The organism is Mesorhizobium sp. M1396 (assembly GCF_040317725.1).
In the GTDB taxonomy this organism is placed as follows: Bacteria; Pseudomonadota; Alphaproteobacteria; order Rhizobiales; family Rhizobiaceae; genus Mesorhizobium.
In genome coordinates, this window is record NZ_JAMYLA010000002.1 from 88,163 (window position 1) to 112,075 (window position 23,913).

Consider the following 23,913-nt stretch of genomic DNA (forward strand, 5'->3'; position numbering starts at 1 on the left):
AGCCGCCGGTCGCCTCGTTCCGACAGGGACTTGAGGGAACTGGCCGCGAGCCAGCCATTCTGAAAGACGGACGCACCTATGAACAGCAAGCGGTCCTATCTCGACACACTCAACGCCGGCAGGCAGCGCAGGCCGCAGACCACGCTTGAGCAGTTGAACCGGTCGCTGGAAACGCTGGAGCAGCGGCTGGAGCGGACGCGCGAGGACCCGATGGCACGTCCCGATCCCCGTCAATATGGCGCCGATGCACGTTATCCCGCCGCCCGACCCGCCAGCCAGCAGCGCTGGTATGAGGATCCGCAGGCCGCGCCGCGCCCGAAGACCCCGATGCAGGGAGCCGCCGCTTTCGGGCAGAATTACCAGGCCATTGCCCGCGACATCGATCGCGTGCGCGGTCAGGAAGACGGCGTTGCCATGGTTGGCAAGATCGCCGGCGAGTTGCGCGGCATGCGCGAGGAATTGCGCCACCAGATGACCGCCGGGCTGCAGCGTGAATTCGAAGCACTGCGCAAGGACATCGAGCGGGCTTTCCAGTCGGGCGCCAGGCCCGGCGCCTCGGCCAAGGGCAGCGCCGAACTCGGCCTTGAATTCGAACGGCTTTCCGGCGCCATCCAGACGCTGGCCGAAAAGAGCGGCGACAGAAGCGTCAACATGCTGCGACTCGAGCTCGAACAGGTCAAAGCCGCGATCGACACGCTGGCACGTGAAGAGAGCGTGCAGAAGGTCGACCGCCGCTGGGACGATTTCGATCGTCGCTGGACGGCTTTCGAGGACCGCGTCGACGCCGATCAGCGCAAGCGCTCGGACGATCCAGGCCTGTCGATGCTGACCGACCGGCTGGAGCAGATCAGCAACGCCGTCAACAACCTGCCGGAATCGCTGTCGCTACGCTCGCTGGAGGAAAAGGTGCGCACGCTTGCCGGCGCCGTCGATCACTTCGCCAGCCAGCAAGACAATCGCGGCAGCGACACGCTTGGCATGATCGACGAGCGGCTGGACGAGATTTCCCGCGCCATCGTTGCATCGACGGTCGCTGCGCAAGCCAATTCATTCGACCACGAGGCCTTCGAGCGCATCGAGAAGCGGATCGACTCGCTTGCCCGGCAGATCGAGGAAGTGGCGCAGGATCGGCCCGATAACGCGGTCATGGACCGGCTGAGCACCCTATCGAGCCGGGTCGACGAGCTCGCTGGCCGTGCCAATCTGCCCGAGCAGGCAATGGAGCGCCTAGCCAAGCAGATCGCACTCATCGCCGACAAGATCGACCAGGCGCCCGCCATGCCTGACGCCGACTACATCTTCCACGGGCTGGAGCAACGCTTCGACGTGCTGTCGGGCATGATGGAACGCCGACAGGGCGACGCCATCGAACAGGGCAACATGCTGTTTCGCGATCTCGAACGCCGGCTTGACGAGGTTGCCGACAGGCTTGACCAGCGGATGCCGCAAGTCGATAGCGCCGGCATCATGGATGCCATCGATGCCCGCTTCACCGCGCTGGCCAAGCGCATGGAAACGCGTGTTCCCGATCCCGCCGGCGAGGCGGCGATCCGCGGCCTGGAAAGCCGGCTCGAAGACATTTCAAGCCGGCTGGATGCGTCGGCCGCGCAGGTGGCCGGCATCGATCCGGCGCTGATCCGCAGCCTGGAGGCGCAGGTCGCCGGCCTGTCCGCCCATCTTTCCAGGCCCAGCACGCCGCTGCCGGAATTCGAGGACATCAGCCCGCGCCTCAACGAAATCGAGAAGTCGCTGGCCGGAACCCGTGATTCCATCCTCGGCGCGGCGCGCGAAGCGGCCGAGAACGCGGTGCGATCGCTGGCCGGTTCGAGTGCCAACACGACGGCCGTTTCCGGCCTTGCACAGGATTTGAAGACGCTTGAAACGCTGACGCGCCGCTCCGACGAGCGCAATTCGCGAACGTTCGAGGCCATCCACGACACGTTGCTCAAGATCGTCGACCGGCTGGGTTCGCTGGAACCCAGCGAGCCAATCGAGGCGATGAGCGAATTGCTGGATACGGCACCGGCCGAACCGAGCAACTGGCGCGGCGCCCGGCGACCCAAGATGGCCGTCGAGCCGCCGTCGATGGATATCGATCAGCCCTTGCCATTGACTGGGGACATGGCCGATCTCGATGGCCGCGCCGCCGCGATCCCCCGCAACGAGCCGGGCGCTCGCAGCGGCCTGGGCCTGGGCACTCGCACGCCCGCCGAGGCCGCCGCTGCTGCGGCCATGGCGGCGCTCGGCTCCGACCCGATTGCCGAGAAAAGCGAACAGGCGGGCGGCCGCAAATCAATGTTCGGCGGCCTGGCCCGCGCATTCAAGGGCAAGAAGGAGGCGGACATTCCGCCATTGGCCGGCTCGGCGCCGAGTGCCCCTGTACCGAGTGTCGATCTCGACGAGCCGCTCGATCCGAAAATGGCCAACCGGCCGCTGGAGCCCGGCTCCGGCGCACCTGACCTCAACGCCATCATGAAGCGTGTGCGCGACGAGCGCGGCCAGCCGGCCAAGCCCAGCGACACCGATGCCGCGAAATCGGATTTCATCGCCGCGGCCCGGCGCGCGGCGCAGGCAGCCGCCGCCGAGGCCGACGCGGTGAAGCGCCAGTCGACAATAACCGGACCGGTGAAGGCGCTGCGGATCGGCGAGCTGCTCAAGGCACGGCGCAAGCCGATCCTGATGGGGACAACCGCGATATTGCTGGCGCTGGGCGCCTTGCAACTGAGCAAGGCCTTCTTCGCCGATCCCGCCCAGGTGGCGAGCAACGACGTCGCGCCGATCGTCGCCTCGCAGCCGGTGAAAACCGCCTCATTCGATGCCGCTGGCCAGCCACGGACAGACGTTCAGCCCGCGGCAGTGGAAAGCGCGCCGGATCGTACCGTGAGACAGGCCGAGCCGTCCGAACCGGCAATCAATGACGACATGGCGGCGCAAGGCACGATGGCGACGCCGCCGGGCGCCGAGCCGTCGATGGATGCCGCGCCGGCAGCCGAGCCGGCTCCCGCCTCCGTCGCTTCGGCTACGCCCGCCGATGCCAACGCGGCGACGGCCGACACGACAGCTTCGACCGCGCCGGCCACGACTGCCCCGGGCCCCACTGTTTCAACCGCCACGGATACGAGCGATGCCGACACAAGCACCCAGCCGATGACGGCCCAGCCGGCCGCCGCCAAGGACACCACGGGCGCGGTTCCGCCAACGGATGCTTCGCCGGCGGCGGCCACGGCCAAGATCGACATTCCCGCTGACGCCGGCCCGGTCGCCTTGCGCGATGCCGCCGCCAGTGGCGATGCCAAGGCGCTGTTCGAGATCGGCTCGCGCTATGCCGAGTCGCGCGGCGTCAAGGAAGACATGGCGGCAGCCGCCAAATGGTACGAGAAGTCGGCGGAACTCGGCTTCGCGCCGGCCGAATATCGCATTGGCAATTTCTACGAAAAGGGCATCGGTGTCGCGCGCGACATCAAGAAGGCGAAGACCTGGTACCAGCTTTCCGCCGAGCAGGGCAACGCCAGCGGCATGCACAATCTGGCCGTGCTGTTCGCCATGGCCGCGGACGGCGTGACCGACAATGAATCGGCGGCGCACTGGTTCCAGGCGGCGGCTGACGCCGGCGTCAAGGACAGCCAGTTCAATCTCGGCATCCTCGCCGCCAAGGGCGTCGGCATGAAGCAGAACCTCGAAGAGTCCTACAAATGGTTCGCGCTCGTCGCCAAGACCGGCGACAAGGATGCGGCGGCCAAGCGTGACGAGATCGCCAATGCGCTGCGGCCCGAGCAGCTCGAACGCGCCCGCGCCGCGACCGAATTGTGGAAGCCCAAGCCGCTGGACGCGGCAGCCAATTCGGCCGACGTTCCCGAATCCTGGCAGGACGGCGCACCGCAGACGACGGCCAGTATCGACATGAAGAAGGCCGTCCAGAACATCCAGCGCATTCTCAACAAGAATGGCTACGATGCCGGCGGCACCGACGGCAAGATGGGCCAGAAGACGAAGACCGCGATCATGGCTTTCCAGACCGACAACAAGATGCCGGCGACCGGCGAGGTCGATGAAAAACTGGTCAAGGCGCTGCTGGCGCGCAAATAACGGCAGAGGCGTCGCTTCCACGACGCCCTTGCCACACATTTGCCTGTTAACTGATTGAGATGTTTTTTGTTTCGGCGGCGTAGCGTGGTTTGACTTCGCGGCACCTCCGGCGCAAGAACGAATTGGCTTGTCGGGCCAAGATGCCCGCAACGGTTGCATTCACCGACAGGCAGAACTGATCGAGACTGACGGGTGGGCATCTATCTCCCGATCGCGGAAATTTCCGTCAACGTCTTCGTCCTGCTGGCCATGGGTGCGGCGGTGGGTTTCCTGTCGGGCATGTTCGGCGTCGGCGGCGGCTTCCTCATCACGCCGCTGCTGATCTTCTACAACATACCTCCCGCGATCGCGGTCGCCACCGGCGCCAACCAGGTCATCGCCTCCTCCGTCTCCGGCGTCCTTTCGCACATGAAGCGGGGGACGCTCGACTTCAAGCTCGGTGGCGTGCTGCTGGCCGGCGGCATCATCGGTTCCACCGGCGGCATCTACGTCTTCGCCTTCCTGCGCCGCCTCGGCCAGCTCGATCTGTTCATCTCGCTGCTTTACGTCGTGCTGCTCGGCACCGTCGGCGGGCTGATGCTGGTCGAAAGCGTCAATGCGCTACGCGCCACGCGCAGCGGCGCGGCACCGGTGCTGAAGAAATCCGGACAGCACAACTGGATCCATCGCTTGCCGTTGAAGATGCGCTTCAGGGCATCAAAACTGTTCGTCAGCGTCATCCCGGTGCTTGGCCTTGGCGCCGGCATTGGCTTCCTATCGTCGATCATGGGCGTCGGAGGCGGCTTCATCATGGTGCCGGCGCTGATCTACCTCCTGAAAGTGCCGACCAATGTCGTCATCGGCACCTCGCTGTTCCAGATCATCTTCACCTCCGCCTACACGACGCTCGTCCATGCCACCACCAACCAGACGGTCGACGTCGTGCTGGCCTTCCTGCTGATGGCAGGCGGCGTCGCCGGCGCGCAATATGGCGCCAAGGCCGGCCAGAGGCTGCGCGGCGAGCAGCTCAGGGCCTTGCTGGCGCTGCTGGTGCTGGCGGTGGCGATACGATTGGCCATCGATCTTTTCGTCACCCCGCCCAATCTCTATTCGCTGTCCGCCACGGGCCTCAACTGATGAGGGCTCCTAACGCGTTCGCAACCGCCATTTTCCTGTCTTTGCTTGCGGCCGCCGTGCCGGCGAAGGCACAGATCCCGCTGACGGAAGGCATTCAGATCGGGCTCTCCACCGACAATGTCTCGATCACCGCCGGCTTTTCCGGCGCCGACCTGACCATCTTCGGTTCGCTGGAAAATCCCGATCCATTCGTCGCGCGCCAGGGCCGTTACGATGTCATCGTCGTGCTCGAAGGTCCGCCCAAACCGGTGGTGGTGCGCCGCAAGGACCGAGTGCTCGGCGTCTGGGTCAATCTGGACTCAGAGACCTTCGAGAACGTCCCGATGTCCTATTCGGTGGCGACGACGCGACCGCTGCAGGACATCACCGAACCCAACAGCTACAAGCAGCTGTCGCTCGGCGCCTCCAACCTCTACATGCAGCCCGCCGATGCCGGCGACAGCCCGGCGACGATCGAGGAATTCACCGCTGCATTGCGGGAGCGCAAATCGGCGACCGGCCTCTACAGCGAGAATGTCGGCGGCGTGCAATTCCTGTCGCAGAACCTGTTTCGCGCCACCGTCAGGCTGGCGCCGAATGTTCCGGTCGGCACCCACAAGGCGCGCGCCTTCCTGTTCAAGAGCGGCCTGTTCATCAAGGAAAGCTCGGCGCAGCTCGAAATCCGCAAATCCGGTTTCGAACAGTCGATCTTCCGTGTCGCGCACAATTATTCCTTCCTCTATGGCGCCTTCGCCATATCGCTGGCCATGCTGACAGGCTGGCTCGGAAGGCTGATCTTCCGGCGAGACTAATGCATGTCGCCCAAAAGTGGCCCCGGTTTTGGGAGAACGACATGCATCGAATCAAAAACCTAAAGCGCGTCGCCTGAATCCGTTCAAACACGACGCGCTTTAGAACTTTTCCCGAAAAGTGGTTTCCCTTTGTGGGAGCATGCGGTAGACCGCGCTCCCCAGCCAACTGGCAGACACAAACAATTCGGTTCGGCAGAGCAGCCTGTCCCCGGGCAGCGCGCGATTTCTCATGGCGCCTATCGGCTCGCCGACGACAAATACAGGAACTTGTCATGCGACCAGCCTTCGGCGGCATCGACTTCGGCACTTCCAATTCCACCGTCGGTGTGGTCCGGAACGGGCAGCCGCGCCTCGTCGTGCTTGAAGACGGTCAGGTCACGCTGCCCAGTGCCGTGTTCTTCAACTTCGAGGACAACCGCACCTGTTTCGGCCGCCAGGCCATCGCCAACTACACCGACAGCATCGAGGGCCGGCTGATGCGTTCGCTGAAGAGCGTGCTCGGCAGTTCGCTTGCCCATGAAAAGACACGCATCAAATCGCGGTCGATTGGCTTCATGGAGATCGTCGGCATGTTCCTCGGCCATCTCAAGAAGAAGCTGGAGGTAGATGCCGGCGACATGGTCGAGACCGTGGTGCTTGGCCGGCCGGTGCAGTTCGTCGACGACGATACCGAGGCCGATGCGAAGGCGCAAAGCGAACTCGAAAACGCCGCGCGAGCCCAGGGCTTCAAGCACATCGCTTTCCAGTTCGAGCCGATCGCGGCGGCGCTCGACTACGAACAGAAGGTGACGCGCGAGGAACTGGCGCTGATCATCGACATGGGCGGCGGCACGTCGGACTTCTCGATCGTGCGCGTTTCACCGCAGCGTTCCCGTTCGCTCGACCGCAAGGACGACATCCTGGCCAGCCGGGGCGTCCATATCGGCGGCACGGATTTCGACCGGCTGCTGAGCATCGCCCATGTGATGCCGCAGCTTGGCTACCTGACGCCAACCAAGGATGGCAAGCGCAATCTGCCGGCAAGCTACTTCATCGACCTCGCGACATGGCAGCGCATCAACCTGGTCTACACCGCCAAGGCGATGACGCATCTGCGCCAGATCCGCTACGAGGCCGAGCGCGCCGACCTTGTCGACCGTTTCATCCACATCGTCGAACACCGCTACGGACATGCGCTGGCGGCACTTGTCGAAAAGGCCAAGATCGAGCTGACCGACAGCTCGTCCGCCCATGTGGCAGTGAAGCTACCGGGCGCCGAGTTCGCCGCCGAAATCACGCGCGGTGGGCTGGATGCCACGATTGCCAGGGACATCGAGCGGGTCACCGCAACGGTGGGGCAGACCATCCAGGACGCCCAGGTCAGGCCGCTCGACATCACTGCGGTGTTCCTGACCGGCGGATCGACCGCGATCCCGCTGGCAAGGCGAGAGATCCTGTCGCTGGTGCCGCAGGCATCCGTCATCGAAGGCGACATGTTCGGCTCGGTCGGACTTGGCCTGGCGCTGGATGCGCAGCGAAAATACGGCTGACGCGCGTCTCACCATGGTCTGCTGACGTACCCAGATGCGCCTTGAGCGCCATCTGGGCCAGGCTTGCCTGGCGATCGCGATGGGTGATCATGGCGAAGTCGCGTTTCGGCAAGTCGAGCGGCACGGACCTGAGACTGCCTTCGGCCACGGCGCGGGCCACGACAAGCTCCGAAATGATGGTGGCGCCGGCTCCCGCCTCGACCGCCTGGCGGATAGCCTCATTGCTCGGCAGCACCAGGAATATCTGGAGGTCGGCTAGCGAAATTCCTTCGCGGCGCGCCAGATCCTCCAGCACTTCGCGCGTGCCCGAACCGCCCTCGCGGATGATCCAGCGCAGGCCCTTGATGTCAGGATGGCCGGGCGTAACTTCGGCGATCTCCGGATGCGAGCTGGCAACGACCAGCATCAGCCTGTCGATGTCGACCTTGGCGCGGCGCAGGATGTCGGACTCGGTGCGCCCCTCGACCAGACCGAGATCGGCCGCGCCATCGAGGACATTGGCCTCGACCTGCCTGGTGTTGCCGATGCTGACGCTCAGCCTGACGGCGGGATAGGCTTCGTGGAAGGAAGCCAGCCGGCGCGGCAGCCAGTAGCTGGCGATGGTCTGGCTGGCGGCGATCGAGAGGCTGCCGGTGACCGTCTGCGAGACATGTTCCAGCACATTGCGGGCGGCGGCGGCCCGTTCGAGCACGGCCTTGGCCTCAGGCAGGAACCGGTGACCGGTCTGGGCAAGCTCGATGTTGCGGCCGACCCGGTTGAACAGATGGACGCCGTGCTGTTCTTCAAGCGCCCGGATGGCCGCCGATGCGGCCGACTGCGAAATGCCCAGCAGTTCCGCCGCCCTGGTCATATGGCCGCGCTCGGCGACGGCGACGAAAATCCGCAATTGGTCCAGGGTCATGGGCGCATTAAGAAACAATATCGATCGAATTTACAAGAACAATTGATTAGACAGATCGATATCTTTATTCTAAGTTTTGCCGCGAAGTTAGAAAAAACTCGCCGAGAGATCGCAGAGAGCAGAATGATCGGGCGGTTCAGATCCCTGCTTGCGCATTGGACCCGCGGCATAAGGCGGCGGCTGGCCGGCGATCGATATCATCCGGAAGAGCACTACATGCGCGGCCCCGGACCGAAGACACGGGCCAAATCCGTTGGCCGCACGGGCATCCCCGGATCATGATGCAGGGACCGCCTCGCGGCGCGAATTCGGCACCATCGCAACGCCCGCTTGCCGACACCCGCGCACCGGATGAAGGCGATGGCGTCGACACCTCGCCTGCCGTTTCCGACAGCATCGCCAAGACGACCTGCTACATGTGCGCCTGCCGCTGCGGCATCGATGTCCACATCAAGGATGGCAAGGTCCGCTATATCAACGGCAACAAGGACCATCCGGTCAATCGCGGCGTGATCTGCGGCAAGGGCAGCGCCGGCATCATGCAGCACTACAGCCCGGCAAGGCTGAAGAAGCCATTGCTGCGCACCGGCCCGCGCGGCTCTGGCGAGTTCCGCGAGATCGAGTGGGAAGAGGCGTTTTCGATCGCTACCGAGCGGCTCTCCAACATCCGTCGGACCGACCCCAAGAAACTGGCCTTCTTCACCGGCCGCGATCAATCCCAATCCTTGACCGGCTGGTGGGCGAGCCGGTTCGGCACGCCGAATTTCGCCGCCCATGGCGGCTTCTGTTCGGTCAACATGGCGGCCGGCGGCCTCTACACGATCGGCGGCTCGTTCTGGGAATTCGGCGAACCGGACTGGGACAACGCTAAGTACTTCATGCTGTTCGGGGTCGCCGAGGACCACGATTCCAACCCGATCAAGATCGGTCTCGGCAAGCTCAAGGCGCGCGGCGCCAAAGTCGTCTCGATCAATCCGTGCCGCACCGGCTACAATGCGATCGCCGACGACTGGATCGGTATCCGGCCCGGCACCGACGGCCTGTTCGTATTCGCCCTCATCCACGAATTGCTCAGGGCGGGCCGCGTCGATCTCGACTACTTGATCCGCTACACCAACGCTCACGTCCTCGTCATTCAGGAGCCGGAAGCGGCCGATGACGGGCTGTTCGTCCGTGACGGCGATGGCAATCCGTTGGCCTGGGACAGGGTGGCGAAGACACCGGTCAGCGCCACCGATGCCACTGCGAGACCCGCGCTGACCGGCAACTTCACGATCGGCGGACGCCGCTGCGTTCCGGTGTTCCAGTTGCTGGCCGACCGCTACCTTGATGAGAGCTATGCACCGGACGCGGTCGCCGAGCGCTGCGGCATTGCCGCCGATACGATCCGCAGGATCGCCGCCGAACTCGCCCATGTCGCCTTCGAACAGACGATCGAATTGCCTATCGCCTGGACCGACTGGGCCGGGCGCAGGCACGAGACGATCAAGGGGCGGCCTGTCTCGATGCACGCCATGCGCGGCATCTCCGCCCACTCGAACGGTTTTCATACATGCCGCGCCATCCATTTGCTTCAGGTGCTGCTGGGCACCGTGGATGTGCCGGGCGGCTTCCGCTTCAAGCCGCCCTATCCCCGATCCGCGCCGCCCGAACCGAAACCGGCCGGCAAGACCATCAAGCCGATGACGCCGCTCGACGGCATGCCACTCGGTTTCGTCTGCGGGCCGGACGACCTGCTGGTCGATGCGGCCGGAACACCGACCCGTATCGACAAGGCCTATTCGTGGGATGCGCCGCTGGCCGCGCATGGCCTGATGCACACCGTCATCCGCAACGCCTGGGCCGGCGATCCCTACAGGATCGACACGCTCATGATGTACATGTCGAACATGGCGTGGAATTCCTCGATGAACACCGTCGAGACCATGGCCATGCTGACCGACCATGATGACGAGGGCAACTACAAGATCCCGTTCATCATCTATTCCGATGCCTATTATTCCGAGACCGTGCCGTTCGCCGACCTCGTGCTGCCGGACACGACCTATCTTGAGCGGCATGACTGCATCAGCCTGCTCGACCGGCCGATCAGCCATGCCGACGGGCCGGGGGACGCCATTCGTCATCCTGTCGTCGAGCCGGACCGTGATGTCCGGCCGTTCCAGTCGGTGCTGATCGAACTCGGCGCGCGGCTCGGCCTGCCCGGCTTCGTCAACGACGATGGCTCGGCCAAGTATGGCGACTACGCCGACTACATCGTCAACCATGAGCGCACACCCGGCATCGGCCCGCTCGCCGGCTGGCGTGGCAAGGATGGAACCTCGACCGGCAGGGGCGAGGCCAATCCGGACCAGTTGCAACGCTACATCGACAATGGCGGCTTCTGGCATCACGATTTCGCGGATGACCAGCGTTACTACAAGATGTCCAACCGCTCCTATCTCGATTTCGCGGTGCAGATGGGCTTCATCCCCAAGGCGGAGCCGATCGTCTTCCAGCTCTATTGCGAGCCGATGCAACGCTTCCGGCTGGCCGCGCGCGGTCATGGCCGCGTCTTGCCACCGGAGGGCGATCGCCAACGCATCGAGACCTACATGGACCCGCTGCCGTTCTGGTACATGCCCTTCGAGGAAGCGGTCGTCGGCTTCGAAAATTATCCGCTGCATGCACTGACGCAGCGGCCGATGCACATGTACCATTCCTGGGGATCGCAGAATGCGTGGCTGCGGCAGATCACCAGCCAGAACCGGCTGTTCGTGCATCACCGGACGGCAGCAGATCTAGGCCTTGTCGATGACGACTGGGTGTGGATCGAGAGCATCAATGGCAGGGTTAAGGGACAGATCAAGCTGATCGACGGAGTGAACGAAAGCACGGTCTGGACCTGGAACGCCATCGGCAAGCGGCGCGGCAGCTGGGGGCTGAAGGACGACGCGGCTGAATCCAATCGCGGCTTCCTGCTCAACCATATCATCGGCGACCAGACCTCGGCCGACGTCAACGGCAAGCGCTATTCGAATTCCGATCCGGTCACCGGCCAGGCGGCATGGTTCGATCTGCGCGTGCGCATCGTCAAATGCGCGGCGGAAGAGGCCGGCTTCACCGAGCCGCAATTCGAGCGTTTCCAGCAGCCACCGCATTTCGAACCCTCGCCCGACAGGCTGACTTTCGGCGCTGAGTTCCGCAGGGCGAGAGAGGCGGCCGAATGACCTGCCTGCCAAGTCAAAGCGGCAAGAAACTCGGTCTGGTTATAGACCTCGACACCTGCGTTGGCTGCCAAGCCTGCGTCACCGCCTGCAAGGAGTGGAACACCGGCGGCCACATGGCGCCGCTGACCGACATCGACCCTTATGGCGGCCATGTCGACGGCGTCTGGTTCAACCGCGTGCACAGCTACGAACACACGACCGAGATGGGCGGGCGCACCGTCAACTTCCCCCGCTCCTGCCTGCATTGCGAGACGCCGGCCTGCGTCACCGTCTGCCCGACCGGCGCCTCCTACAAGCGGGCTTCGGACGGCATCGTGCTGATCGACGAGGACAAGTGCATCGGCTGCAAATTGTGCAGCTGGGCCTGTCCTTACGGCGCACGCGAATTCGACACCGATGTCGGCGTCATGAAGAAGTGCACGCTGTGCGTCGACCGGATCTACAATGACAATCTGGCCGAAGAAGACCGCGTGCCGGCCTGCGTCGCCGCTTGCCCGACCAGCGCCCGGCATTTCGGCGACCTAGGCGATCCCCTGTCAGCTGTCTCGCAACTGGTGGCGGAGCGCGGCGGTGTCGACCTGATGCCGGAGCTCGGCTATCACCCGACCAACAAATACCTGCCGCCACGCGCCCATACCAAGCGCGCCGCATCGGTGGCCGCGCCGGCCCTCGAACCTGTGCGGGCCGAAGGCGGCTTCCTCGGCTGGGTCGACCGCATGCTTTCGAACTAGCTCATGCATCCAGCCTTCTCCGTCGTCTTCTTCACCACCGTCACCGGCGCCGGCTATGGACTGCTGGCGCTGCTTGGCGTGCTCGGAGGATTCCAGATGATTCCGCCTGATTTCTGGCTCGGCCTCGTCGGCATGGGCCTAGCGCTCGGCTTGATCGCGGCCGGATTGTTGTCTTCGGCGGGTCATCTCGGCAGGCCCGAGCGCGCCTGGCGGGCGTTCTCGCAATGGCGCAGTTCATGGCTGTCGCGTGAAGGCGTCGCCTCGGTCATCACCTTCATCCCGGCGGGACTGTTCGGCATCGGTTGGGTATTTTTTGGCCGCACCAGTGGCTGGGTGGCCATTGCTGGATTGCTGGCGGCCTGCGGCGCGGTTGTCACCGTCTGCACCACAGGCATGATCTATGCCTCGCTGAAACCGATCGCCCAGTGGCACAGCCGCTACACGCTGCCGGCTTACCTGATCTTTTCGGCGATGACCGGCAGCGTGCTGCTGAACGCGCTGCTACAGGGATTTGCTCTCGGCTCGAAAACGATCGTGGTGGCTTCCGTGCTTCTGACCTTGCTCGGCTGGGGCTGGAAGCTGGCGACCTGGCGCTACAACGACCGGCTGGAAATCCCGACCACCGCCAACACCGCAACCGGGCTGGCCGGCGGCACGGTGCGCTCGCTGGAATGGCCGCATACAGAGGAAAACTACCTGCTCAAGGAAATGGGCTTTCGCATCGCGCGCAAGCACGGCGCGCGGCTGCGTCAGATCACGCAGGCTTTGGCCTTCGCCTTGCCCCTCCTGGTGTTCGCCGCTACTTTCGCCCTGCCCTGGCCCTTCGCAGCGGCGCTATCGGTGCTCGCCGTGATCGTGCAGTTCGCCGGCATGCTGGTCGAAAGATGGCTGTTCTTCGCCGAGGCGAAGCACACCGTCACGCTCTATTACGGCAGATAGGGCTGTTTCAGCCGGGCCTGAGCATCGAGTGCGAGATGGCGAAGATACGGCCCGTGCCAAGCATATAGGCCATCAGCGTGTCCAGGCGGAACAGTCCGGCATAGGCGCGGTCGAGCACGTTGAGTGAGCCGGTATAGGCGCCGAAGGCCGGCATGATCATGCGGCCACCGTCGCCGGCAAAGCAGCGCCGACGCACCGAGCGGCCCTGCTGCACGATGCGGGCGCAGGGATGCAGGTGGCCCGCTATTTCGCCCTCGACGCGCACCTTCGACGGCTCGTGCCGGAACAGCAGCGAGCCGATGGCGAGTTCCCGCACTGTTTCGCCGGGCAGATCGGCGGGTGCTTCCGGATCATGATTGCCGGCAACCCAGAACCAGTCGCGGCCTGCCAGCAGCGCCTCCAGCCGTTCACGGAAGCTCGCATGCATGCGTTCGGCGCCACCGCCATCGTGGAAGCTATCGCCCAGGCTGATGACGATGGATGGCTGATAGTCTGATATCACCGCCTGCAGTCTGAGCAGGGTTGCGCCGGTGTCGTAGGGCGGGATCAGCGTGCCGCGCCTTGCAAGCGACGAACCCTTTTCCAGATGCAGATCGGACACGGCCAAAAGCCGCAGATCCGGAAAATAGAGCACGCCACGCGGGTCGCATACCGCGCGCTCGCCGGCGATGCCGACAAGGTCGGCCTCGGCTATCAGCGATACGCGCGCCAGCGAAAAACTCATTCCTCACGCATTCCCGGCCCCATCGCCTCCTCGACCAGTGTAGCCGCATCCATCAGCAGCGTTTCATCGGCCTCACCGTTCACCGGCATCTTGCCGATCTCGAGCATAATCGGCACGGCGAGCGGCGATATCTGTTCGAGCGCCTTATGCACGATTCGACCCTTGATGCGCGAGAGCATGTCGCCAAGTCTGCTGACATCGAGCAGACCGGTCGCCGCGTCGGCACGCGTCGCCTGCAGCAGGATGTGGTCGGGCTCGTGGCTGCGCAGCACATCGTAGATCAGGTCGGTCGAGACGGTGACTTGGCGGCCGCTTTTCTCCTGGCCTGGATGACGTTTTTCGATCAGTCCCGAGATCAGCGCGCAGTTGCGGAATGTGCGCTTGAGGAGCCAGCTGTCGGCCAGCCAGGCTTCGAGGTCGTCGCCCAGCATGTCCTGATCGAAAAGCGCACTAAGCAAAGGTTTCCTTGCTTTGAACATCGCGCCCATATCGCCCAATGACCATATGGCCAATGCATAGTCGGTGGCGACGAAGCCAAGCGGCCTGGCTCCCCCCCTATCCAAGCGGCGGGTGAGCAGCATGCCGAGCGTCTGGTGCGCCAGCCGGCCTTCGAACGGATAGGCCACCAGATAGTGGCGGTTGCCGCGCGGAAAGGTCTCGATCAACAGGTCGTCGCGTTTGGGCAGGACCGATTTGTCGGCCTGGAATCGCAGCCAGTCGGCCACCTGCTCGGGCAGCTTCTTCCATCGCCGCGGGTCGTCCAGCATGATGCGGACCTGTTCGGCGAGATAGGTCGAAAGCGGAAACTTGCCGCCCCCATAATAAGGCACCTTGGCATCACTGCCAGGTGCGTTCGACACGAAGCACTCATTCTCGCGAATGCCTTCGAAGCGCAACACCTTGCCGGCAAACATGAACGTATCGCCATGCGTCAGGGTTTCGAGGAAGGCTTCCTCGATCTTGCCGAGAACCCGGCCGCCGCGCGAAGCCGCGCCTCTGCTGCCAGCCTGCACATAACGCACATTGAGCGCCGGCACTTCGATGATGGTGCCGACATTCAACCTGTATTGCTGGGCAACGCGGGGATTGGACACCCGCCACAACCCGTCCTTGTTCAGCCGGATGCGGGCGTATCGCTCATAGTTCTTGAGCGCATAGCCGCCAGTGGCGACGAAATCGACAACGCGGTCGAATGTCGACCGATCGAGACTTGCATAGGGCGCAGCCGTGCGCACCTCCTCGAACAGATCATCGGCACGAAACGGCGCGCCGCATGCGCAGCCCAGCACATGCTGGGCCAGCACATCGAGCCCACCATCGATCAATGGCGGCGTGTCCTGCGCGCCGAGATAATTGGCGTCGAGGGCCGCCCGGCATTCCAGCACCTCGAAACGGTTGGCCGGGATGAGGATCGCCTTGGATGGCTCGTCCATGCGGTGATTGGCACGGCCGATGCGCTGCGCCAGCCGACTCGCACCCTTCGGTGCACCGACATGGACGACCAGGTCGACATCGCCCCAGTCGATGCCGAGATCGAGTGTCGACGTCGCGACTATGGCACGCAGTGCGTTGTCTCCCATCGCCTTCTCGACGCGCCGGCGCTGGGCGACGTCGAGCGAGCCGTGATGCAGCGCGATTGGCAAGGTGTCCTCGTTGACCCGCCACAATTCCTGGAACAGCAGCTCTGCCTGGCTGCGGGTGTTGACGAACAGCAGGGTCGTCCTGTGGCGCTTGATCTCGCGGTAGATCTCCGGCGTGGCGTAGCGTGCTGAATGTCCTGCCCACGGCACGCGCTCTTCCGAATCGAGGATGGAGATCTCGGGCTTCGCACCGCCGGTGACGACGATCAATTCGGCCATCCCCGGGCTCGTCGAATCTTTGGGCGGATTCTGGCTGACCAGCCAGCGCCGCAGCTCGTCCGGCTCGGCCACCGTCGCAGACAACCCGATCGTCTGCAGGCCAGGGACAAAGCTGCGCAACCGCGCCAGCCCGAGCGCCAGCAGATGTCCGCGTTTCGACGTGACCAGTGAATGCAACTCGTCGAGCACGACGTAGCGCAGGTCCTCGAAAAAGCGCCTCGCATCGCCTGCTGCAATCAGCAACGCCAGTTGCTCGGGCGTGGTCAGCAGAATATCGGGCGGGACCAGCTTCTGGCGCTGGCGCTTGTGGGCGGGCGTGTCGCCGGTGCGCGTCTCGATGGTGACAGGCAGACCGATTTCCTCCACCGGCTTGCCGAGATTGCGCTCGATGTCGACGGCCAGTGCCTTCAGCGGCGAGATGTAGAGCGTGTGGATGCCGCGCTGCGCCTGGCCAGGTTTCCTCTTAGGCCGGTTGGCCAATTCGGTCAGCGAGGGCATAAACCCGGCCAGCGTCTTGCCGGCGCCGGTCGGTGCGATCAGCAGCACCGATTGCCCCGCTTGAGCCTTCGCCAACAACTCGATCTGATGAGCGCGCGGCGACCAGCCCTTTTCGCCAAACCATCGGATGAATGGTTCGGGCAGGGCCACGGTGGCATTCTGTTCGGCAAGGCGCGGCTGCTCTGTCACCCGCCAGAGGTAGCGCGACGGCAGTCAATCGCCAAGAAGAATCGGAACAAAAGGGGATCGTTCTTTCCTACGGCCGCCGAAACCCTGTCGGACCGCCATAGAGGTAGCCGATGCGGGCGACGGCGTCCTTCAGCCCTTCGCGCGACACCAGCATGGTGTGGCCATTGGCATGGATCATGGTGTCGGCGTCGGTCATGACGGCGACATGGCCCTTCCAGAACACCAGATCGCCGCGCCGAAGTCCCGAGAAATCAGGTCCCGGTTCGAGCGGCTCGCCGAGCGTCGCCGCCTGCATGTCGGTATCGCGCAACACGTTCCTGCCGGCCATGCGCATCGCCAGCTGCACCAGGCCCGAACAATCGATGCCGAAGCCGGAAGCGCCGCCCCAGAGATAGGGTGTGCCGAGAAACATCTCAGCCACCGAAACATAATCGGTGGCCACTTCACCGAGAGGCCGCAGATGACCCGCGATGATCGCCTCGCCGGAGGGCAGGACGGCATAGTGGGTACCGCGTGTCTCGGCGGCATCCGTCACTGTCACCGTTGATCCCATCGACAATTGTCCTGAGATCGGAAACCGCAGATCGGGTCCAGGATAGAGAAAAGTGCGTGGTGCCGAGACGATATGCGTGGGCGCATGGTCCCGACCGCCCAGCATGGTATCGGCGACATAGCCGACATAGCCGTCGCGTTCGGCCTGGACCCAGGCCCAGCCCTCAGTGACCTCGAAGACGAGGACATCATCGCCGAACAGGGCTTGCGTGTTGACGCCGGCATCCGGCCGCGGCGCCTTGCGGATATCGGCCACGGACGCGGTGATCCGCGCTGGTCGGCCAGCGACGAAGCGGTCGGCGGCGACCTCGCCCTTCAGCCGTGCGTCGGCAAGGTCGGAACGGAAAGCGTGAAGGCGGGCATCCCTGGCAGTCAAATCGGCAACTCTGAAATTAGATGGGTAACTCGTGGGCCTTGGCGATGATACCATCGCCGAAGCGCTCGACAAAGAGCGCGCCTTCGACCGTGCGCCTGATCAGCACATTGCGCTTGTCGAGCTCATCGCGATGCCGCGACACCAGTTTCAATGCGCCCATCGTGTCGAGCGCGCGGGTGATGACCGGCTTGGTGACCTTGAGCCTGGCGGCGAGCCCGCGCACGGTATGTGGCGGCGGGTCAAGATAGATTGTGAACAGGATCGCGGTCTGGCGCATGGTCAGGTCGGGCGCATTGTCGCGCACCTGCGACAGCATCACTTGCTGCCACAGTCGCAAGGCCTGGCTTGGGCGCATCGCAATCGACATCGCGCCAGCATGACGGCAAATTGTTTCGGTTCCGTTTCAGTCGCTAACCTTCTTGTTGTTAGCCAAAGCGTTTCGAAATGATCCGCTCCAGCGCGCGGATGCCTTGCGCTTCGCCGCCGGCGGGGCCATGCGGGCGGTCGGCGAGGTTCCAGGCGAAGATGTCGAAATGCGCCCAGCCCGCGGTCTTTTCGACAAAGCGCTTCAGGAACAGTGCCGCCGTGATCGAGCCGGCGAAACCGTCCGTGGTAACATTGTTGATGTCGGCGATCTTCGACGACAGTTTGGCATCGTAAGGCCGCCACAACGGCATGCGCCACAGCGGGTCCTCGGCCGCGACGGAAGCCTCAGCGAGATCGGATGCCAACACTTCGTCGCCGGTATAGAACGGCGGAAGATCGGGGCCCAGCGCGACGCGGGCAGCCCCTGTCAGCGTCGCCATGTCGACCAGAAGCCGCGGCTCCTCCTCATCGGCCAGCGCCAGCGCATCGGCCAGCACCAGCCTTCCCTCGGCGTCCGTGTTGCCGATTTCGACCGACATGCCCTTGCGGCTCGTCAGCACGTCGCCAGGCCGGAAGGCGTTGCCGGCAATCGAATTCTCGACCGCGGGAATGAGCACGCGCAGCCGCACATTCAGCCCGGCAGCCATGATCATCGAGGCCAGGCCGAGCACGTTGGCGGCACCGCCCATGTCCTTCTTCATCAACAGCATGCCGGACGACGGCTTGATATCGAGACCGCCAGTGTCGAAACAGACACCCTTGCCGACCAGCGTCACCTTCGGCGCGCCTTGCTGCCCCCAACGCATGTCGATCAGGCGCGGCGCGGCGGTCGACGCGCGGCCGACGGCATGGATCATCGGGAAGTTCTGCTCGAGGAGATCGTCACCCGTGACCACCGAGACTTTGGCCTTGTGGCTGCCGGCCAGGGTCCGCACCGCCTTCTCCAAGTCTTCCGGACCCATGTCGCTGGTCGGCGTGTTGACCAGATCGCGTGCCAGGAAAACGCCATCGGCGATGCGGCGAACCCGCCCGGCATCGACTCCGGCAGGCAGGCCGAAGCGCAGCGCCTTGCCGGGTTTCTTGCCGTAACGGGTGAAGACATAGCCGCCGAGCACCAGCGCGGTTGCCGCGAGTTCCGGCTCGACCGGCATCGAGGCGAAATGCCAGTCGCCTTCCGGCAAGGCTTTCGACAATGCGCCGAGGGCGAGCGCGCCTTCGCCATCGCCGATACCGAACAAGGCGCCGCCAAGCGCCCCGTTTTCGCCAGGCACGACCAGCGTCCTGCCTGCCTCGCCGGAAAAGCCGTTGGCTCTGGCCCAGGCGATAGCGGCTGGCGTAAGACCGGCTGCGTCCAGGCCGTCCCTAGCGACCAGATGAACCGGCAGTGCGCCCGGCAATTTCTTCTCGACGAGTTCGACAGGCATTCGATGGTCTCCGTGCGGCGGGCGCCTGAGTCGGCGTTCTTAACTGTCCGTTAGGGTTAACAGAATATTTCTGCGGGAGGGAAGACGGCCACGCAATGGCCGCGCATGAATGGAGGCCCGGTGCCGATGCCGACCAACCGCACGATCAACGCCAGGGGAAAACGGCTCATCACCACGGCCCTTATGCTGGCGCTCGCGGCGGGCGTCGCCGGTTGCGGAACCGACAAGCTCTCCACCGGCTCTATCGGACGCACCGGCGGCAAACCTCTGGAAACCATGTCGGCCGCAGAACTGCACAATGCCACCGGCGCACTTGGCCAATCTTACGCCAGGAATCCCAACGACAAGCGGATAGCGACAAATTATGCGGCGGCACTGCAGATGGATGGCGACGCCGACCAGTCGCTCGCCGTGATGCGCAAGCTGGCGATCGCTCTGCCGAAGGATCGTGACGTGCTTGCCGCCTATGGCAAGGCGCTGGCGGCCAATGGCCAGTTCGAGGCGGCACTCGACGCCGTGCGCCGCGCTCAAACGCCGGAATATCCCGACTGGAGGCTGGTGTCGGCCGAAGCGGCCATTCTCGACCAGACCGGCCAGAAGGCCGATGCGCGCCAGCTTTACCGCAAGGCGCTCGAACTCAAGCCGAACGAGCCTTCGGTGCTCTCCAACCTTGGCATGTCCTATGTGCTGGAAGGGGACCTGCGCACCGCCGAAACCTATATGCGCTCGGCCGCGCAGCAGCCGAATGCGGACAGCCGGGTCCGCCAGAACCTAGCGCTGGTCGTCGGGCTGCAGGGCCGTTTCGACGAGGCCGAGAAGATTGCCTCACAGGAACTCTCGCCTGAACAGGCGCAGGCAAACGTCGCCTATCTCAGGCAGATGCTGGCGCAGCAGAATGTCTGGAGCCAGCTCAAGGATCAGGACAAGTCAAAGCCCGCGACCAACTGAGACGACAATCTGCCAGGGCCTTCAAATGAAGAAGCCGCGCTGCATCCAGCGCGGCTTCTTCACGTGTCGTACTGGGATTTGCCGCGCCGCTACTGGGCTGCTGCCGGCGCCGAATGATCTCCGAAGATACCGCGCTGACTGACCTGAATGCCGGCGGGGCCCAGAATGATGGCGAAAAGCACAGGCAGGAAAAACAGGATCATCGGCACGGTGAGCTTTGGCGGCAAGGCGGCGGCCTTCTTCTCGGCCGCGTTCATGCGCATGTCACGACTTTCGGCGGCAAGCACGCGCAGTGCATGCGCCACCGGCGTGCCGTAACGCTCGGCCTGGACGAGTGCCTGCGACACCGCCTTGACCGAATCCAGTCCGGTGCGGCTTGCCAGGTTCTCGTAGGCTTGCTTGCGCTCCGGCAGATAGGAAAGCTCGGCATTGGTGAGGATGAATTCTTCCGCCAGCGCCACCGATTGCGCGCCGATCTCGTCGGCGACCTTGCGCAGCGCTGCTTCCACCGACATGCCCGATTCGACGCAGATCAGCATCAGATCGAGCCCATCCGGCCACGCCATCTGGATCGACTGCTTGCGCTTGGTGGCGCGGTTGTTGACATAGACGACCGGTGCGTAGAAGCCGCCATAAGCAACGAGGATGCAAACGAACAGCCTGATGACCAATGGCTTGTCGGGCAATCCTCCGAGCACGAAGATGTAGATTGTGGCCAGCGCGAAGCCGACAAAGGGAAGCACGAGACGGAAGAAAAGAAACCGCGTCAGCGGATTCTGGCCACGAAATCCAGCCACTTTGAGTTTCTGCAACGTGCCCTCGTCGGCGAGCGCGCGCCTCAGATCCAACCGGTCGACGATGTTGCGCATGCCAACAGACTGTTCCTCGCGCAGACCCTTGCGACGGCGATCCGCCTCGACGGCAAGCCGGGCGCGCTGTTTGGCTCGCAGTTCGTCGCGTTCCAGGGCAACGCTTTTCATGCGAGACTTGAGCTGGTTTCCGCCAAACGCCGGCAGCAAGGTGAAGACGGTCGCAAACACCGCTATTCCGACCAGCAGCGCGATCAGGAAGCTCGGATCCGTCAGGGTTTTGATGACTTGCTCGGTCATGCCAGCATCCTAGACTTCGAAGTTCATCATCTTGCGCATCACCAGGATGCCGATCGACATCCAGACCGCGGCGCAACCAAGGATCAGATTTCCGACGCTGGTGTTGAAAAGCGGCATCAGGTAGGCCGGGCTCGACAGGTAGACGAGAAAGGCGACGACGAAGGGCAGCGCACCGATGATCGCGGCGGACGCCTTCGCTTCCATCGACAGCGCCTGGACCTTGGCTTTCATCTTCTTGCGATCGCGAAGCACACGCGAAAGATTGCCCAGCGCCTCGGAGAGATTGCCGCCGGCTTGCGACTGAATCTGGATGACGATGCCGAAGAAGCTTGCCTCAGTGCAAGGCATGGTTTCGGGCATGCGCAATGTTGCGTCGGGGATCGAGAGGCCCATCTGCTGTGAATCGACGATGCGACGAAACTCGGCCTTCACAGGCTCGGGCGATTCGTTGGCGATCAGGCGCACGGCATCGTTCAGCGGCAGGCCGGATTTGACCGCGCGCACGATGATGTCGAGCGCGTTTGGAAATTCGTTGAGGAATGCCTTGACCCGGCGGGCGCGACGAAACGAGACGAACCAGCGCGGCAGGCCCAGCCCCCCAGCAACCAGCACTCCCGGCAAGGCGAGCATCGGCGCTCCGGCCACAAAGGCGGCCATCGTCAAAACGACGCCGCATACTGCGGAATATATGTAGAAGCGCTCTACGGTTGCCTTCAGGCCGGCCTGACGGAGTTGGGCTTTCAGCGGCGGTTTCTTGACGGCGCTGTCCTTGGTCCTCTGCTTTGCGTCGAGCTCGTTGAGCGAATCCTGAACCGATTTGCGTCGCTTGGTGGCTTCCGCCGCGCGATCGCGCGAGGCCTTGACGACCGAGCGATCCGTCTCGGCGGTCCTGATCGTTTCGAGCCGCTTGCCGACCTGTTTCTCGTTGCTGATCCGAGTGAACAGAAATGCATAGGCGACGGCGCCGGCGCTGAAGCCGGCGAGTACGATAAACGCCAGTACTGTACCGTCAATTCCAAACATTGGCCCGAACCCTTACGCCCCAGGATGCGTCAGTCAGCGCGTTTCTCCATCGCCTCGAGTGCTATGGCGAGGCGCTGCTCCTCGCCATAGTAGCGGGCACGGTCCCAGAAATGCGGACGACCGATGCCAGTCGATACATGTTCTCCCAGCAGCCTGCCATTGGCGTCCTCGCCCTTGATGTTGTAGAGGACGATATCCTGCGTAATGATGACGTCGCCCTCCATCCCGATCACCTCGGTGATGTGGGTGATGCGGCGCGATCCGTCGCGCAGACGCGCCGCCTGGATGATCACGTCGATAGAGCCGACGACGATTTCGCGCACTGTCTTCTGCGGCAGCGAATAACCGCCCATGGCGATCATGGATTCGATACGGTTCAGGCATTCGCGCGGGCTGTTCGAGTGGATCGTTCCCATCGAGCCGTCATGGCCGGTATTCATCGCCTGCAGAAGGTCGAACACTTCGGGTCCGCGCACTTCGCCGACGATGATGCGCTCGGGCCGCATGCGCAGGCAGTTCTTGACCAGGTCGCGCATCGTCACTTCACCCTCGCCCTCCAGATTGGGCGGGCGGGTTTCGAGGCGGACGACATGCGGCTGCTGCAATTGCAACTCGGCCGAGTCCTCGCAGGTGATGACGCGCTCCTCGCGGTCGATATAGTTGGTCAGGCAGTTTAGCAGCGTCGTCTTGCCCGAGCCGGTACCGCCCGAGATGACGATGTTGCAGCGAACGCGACTGATGATCTTGAGGACTTCGGCGCCCTGCGGTGAGATCGCGCCGAACTTGACCAGCTGATCGAGCGTCAGCTTGTCCTTCTTGAATTTGCGGATGGTGAGCGTGGCGCCGTCGATGGAGAGCGGCGGCGCGATGACGTTGACGCGGGAGCCGTCGGGAAGGCGGGCATCGCAGATCGGGCTGGACTCGTCGACACGGCGGCCAACCTGGCTGACGATGCGCTGGCAGATATTGAGGAGCTGCTGGTTGTCACGGAAGCGGATGCCGGTCTGTTCGACCTTGCCGTTGACTTCGATGTAGACGTTCTTGGACCCGTTGACCATGATGTCGGCGATGTCGTCGCGTGCGAGCAGCGGCTCGAGCGGCCCATAGCCGAGCACATCGTTGCAGATGTCCTCGAGCAACTCTTCCTGCTCGGCGATCGTCATCGCGAAATTCTTGATCGCGATGATGTCGTTGACGATGTCGCGGATTTCCTCGCGCGCGCTCTCAGGATCGAGCTTGGAAAGCTGCGACAGATCGATCGTGTCGATGAGCGCGGAGAAAACCTGGCTCTTGGTGTCGTAGTAAGTTTCGCTCTTTTCGCGCTGTGCCCGCTTCGGCTCAGGCGCCAATGGCGGCGCCTCGACGGCACGGCGCGCCGGCGGCGCGACAGGTGCGCTTGGCGCGGCCGCGGGCCGGGCCAGAACCGCCGTGTCCGCGGAACTTGCAGCCGGCGGCGCAACAGGCGCCGGTGCTGGCTGGCGAAATTCCGGCGTGAACCGGCTGCCGTCGTCGCTGCCTCTTTTACCAAACATGATCGACTACC

The 23,913-nt window shown here is 63.8% G+C and carries 17 protein-coding genes; 8 read left to right on the plus strand and 9 right to left on the minus strand.

What is annotated here, in order from left to right; translation table 11 throughout:
- Positions 1 to 78 precede the first annotated feature (78 nt).
- From NKH02_RS01645 to NKH02_RS01660, 4 genes are all read left to right on the plus strand, one after another.
- A complete protein-coding gene (locus NKH02_RS01645; protein WP_352875829.1) occupies positions 79 to 4,086 on the plus strand; it encodes a peptidoglycan-binding protein in 4,008 nt (1,335 codons plus the stop codon).
- A 192-nt stretch (positions 4,087 to 4,278) separates the two neighbouring features.
- Positions 4,279 to 5,202, plus strand: a complete 924-nt coding sequence (locus tag NKH02_RS01650; RefSeq protein WP_352870183.1) for a sulfite exporter TauE/SafE family protein — start codon at positions 4,279 to 4,281, stop codon at positions 5,200 to 5,202.
- A complete protein-coding gene (locus tag NKH02_RS01655) occupies positions 5,202 to 5,993 on the plus strand; it encodes a TIGR02186 family protein (RefSeq protein ID WP_352875832.1) in 792 nt (263 codons plus the stop codon). Before NKH02_RS01650 ends, NKH02_RS01655 begins: the two co-directional genes overlap by 1 nt.
- Positions 5,994 to 6,265: 272 nt before the next feature.
- On the plus strand, positions 6,266 to 7,522 hold the full coding sequence (locus NKH02_RS01660; protein ID WP_352870181.1) for an Hsp70 family protein: 1,257 nt from the start codon (positions 6,266 to 6,268) through the stop codon (positions 7,520 to 7,522).
- Here the strand turns inward: NKH02_RS01660 and NKH02_RS01665 are convergent.
- Positions 7,452 to 8,423 (minus strand): LysR substrate-binding domain-containing protein, encoded by a 972-nt coding sequence (locus NKH02_RS01665; RefSeq protein WP_352875835.1) that lies wholly within the window; start codon positions 8,421 to 8,423, stop codon positions 7,452 to 7,454. The genes NKH02_RS01660 and NKH02_RS01665 overlap by 71 nt on opposite strands.
- A gap of 278 nt (positions 8,424 to 8,701) precedes the next feature.
- On the opposite strand from NKH02_RS01665, the gene NKH02_RS01670 reads away from it, so the two are divergent.
- The 3 genes from NKH02_RS01670 to NKH02_RS01680 are packed head-to-tail and all read left to right on the plus strand — an operon-like array spanning position 8,702 to position 13,302.
- Positions 8,702 to 11,632, plus strand: coding sequence for a molybdopterin oxidoreductase family protein (locus NKH02_RS01670; protein WP_352875837.1), 2,931 nt, complete (start codon positions 8,702 to 8,704; stop codon positions 11,630 to 11,632).
- A complete protein-coding gene (locus NKH02_RS01675) occupies positions 11,629 to 12,363 on the plus strand; it encodes a 4Fe-4S dicluster domain-containing protein (protein WP_352875839.1) in 735 nt (244 codons plus the stop codon). Before NKH02_RS01670 ends, NKH02_RS01675 begins: the two co-directional genes overlap by 4 nt.
- A gap of 3 nt (positions 12,364 to 12,366) precedes the next feature.
- On the plus strand, positions 12,367 to 13,302 hold the full coding sequence (locus NKH02_RS01680) for a dimethyl sulfoxide reductase anchor subunit family protein (protein WP_352875842.1): 936 nt from the start codon (positions 12,367 to 12,369) through the stop codon (positions 13,300 to 13,302).
- 7 nt (positions 13,303 to 13,309) lie between these two features.
- Here NKH02_RS01680 and pdeM read toward each other — a convergent pair whose 3' ends face one another.
- From pdeM to NKH02_RS01705, 5 genes are all read right to left on the minus strand, one after another.
- Positions 13,310 to 14,026 (minus strand): ligase-associated DNA damage response endonuclease PdeM, encoded by a 717-nt coding sequence (gene pdeM, locus NKH02_RS01685; protein WP_352875845.1) that lies wholly within the window; start codon positions 14,024 to 14,026, stop codon positions 13,310 to 13,312.
- On the minus strand, positions 14,023 to 16,572 hold the full coding sequence (locus tag NKH02_RS01690; RefSeq protein ID WP_352875848.1) for a ligase-associated DNA damage response DEXH box helicase: 2,550 nt from the start codon (positions 16,570 to 16,572) through the stop codon (positions 14,023 to 14,025). The genes pdeM and NKH02_RS01690 overlap by 4 nt, the downstream gene beginning before the upstream one ends.
- Positions 16,573 to 16,639: 67 nt before the next feature.
- Positions 16,640 to 17,500 carry a C40 family peptidase gene (locus NKH02_RS01695; protein ID WP_352875850.1) on the minus strand — a complete coding sequence of 287 codons (861 nt, stop codon included), beginning with the start codon at positions 17,498 to 17,500 and terminating at the stop codon, positions 16,640 to 16,642.
- 16 nt (positions 17,501 to 17,516) lie between these two features.
- On the minus strand, positions 17,517 to 17,867 hold the full coding sequence (locus NKH02_RS01700) for a MarR family winged helix-turn-helix transcriptional regulator (RefSeq protein WP_352875852.1): 351 nt from the start codon (positions 17,865 to 17,867) through the stop codon (positions 17,517 to 17,519).
- A 58-nt stretch (positions 17,868 to 17,925) separates the two neighbouring features.
- Positions 17,926 to 19,290 (minus strand): leucyl aminopeptidase family protein, encoded by a 1,365-nt coding sequence (locus NKH02_RS01705; RefSeq protein ID WP_352875853.1) that lies wholly within the window; start codon positions 19,288 to 19,290, stop codon positions 17,926 to 17,928.
- 126 nt (positions 19,291 to 19,416) lie between these two features.
- On the opposite strand from NKH02_RS01705, the gene NKH02_RS01710 reads away from it, so the two are divergent.
- Positions 19,417 to 20,238 (plus strand): tetratricopeptide repeat protein, encoded by an 822-nt coding sequence (locus tag NKH02_RS01710; RefSeq protein ID WP_352875855.1) that lies wholly within the window; start codon positions 19,417 to 19,419, stop codon positions 20,236 to 20,238.
- Between the two features lie 89 nt (positions 20,239 to 20,327).
- Here the strand turns inward: NKH02_RS01710 and NKH02_RS01715 are convergent, their stop codons facing one another.
- The 3 genes from NKH02_RS01715 to NKH02_RS01725 are packed head-to-tail and all read right to left on the minus strand — an operon-like array spanning position 20,328 to position 23,902.
- Entirely contained in the window at positions 20,328 to 21,347 is a 1,020-nt protein-coding gene (locus NKH02_RS01715) for a type II secretion system F family protein (RefSeq protein ID WP_352870170.1), read from the minus strand.
- A 9-nt stretch (positions 21,348 to 21,356) separates the two neighbouring features.
- Complete coding sequence (locus tag NKH02_RS01720; protein WP_352870169.1) at positions 21,357 to 22,370, minus strand: type II secretion system F family protein; 1,014 nt, start codon at positions 22,368 to 22,370, stop codon at positions 21,357 to 21,359.
- Between the two features lie 29 nt (positions 22,371 to 22,399).
- Positions 22,400 to 23,902 carry a TadA family conjugal transfer-associated ATPase gene (locus tag NKH02_RS01725; RefSeq protein ID WP_352875857.1) on the minus strand — a complete coding sequence of 501 codons (1,503 nt, stop codon included), beginning with the start codon at positions 23,900 to 23,902 and terminating at the stop codon, positions 22,400 to 22,402.
- Positions 23,903 to 23,913: the final 11 nt, after the last annotated feature.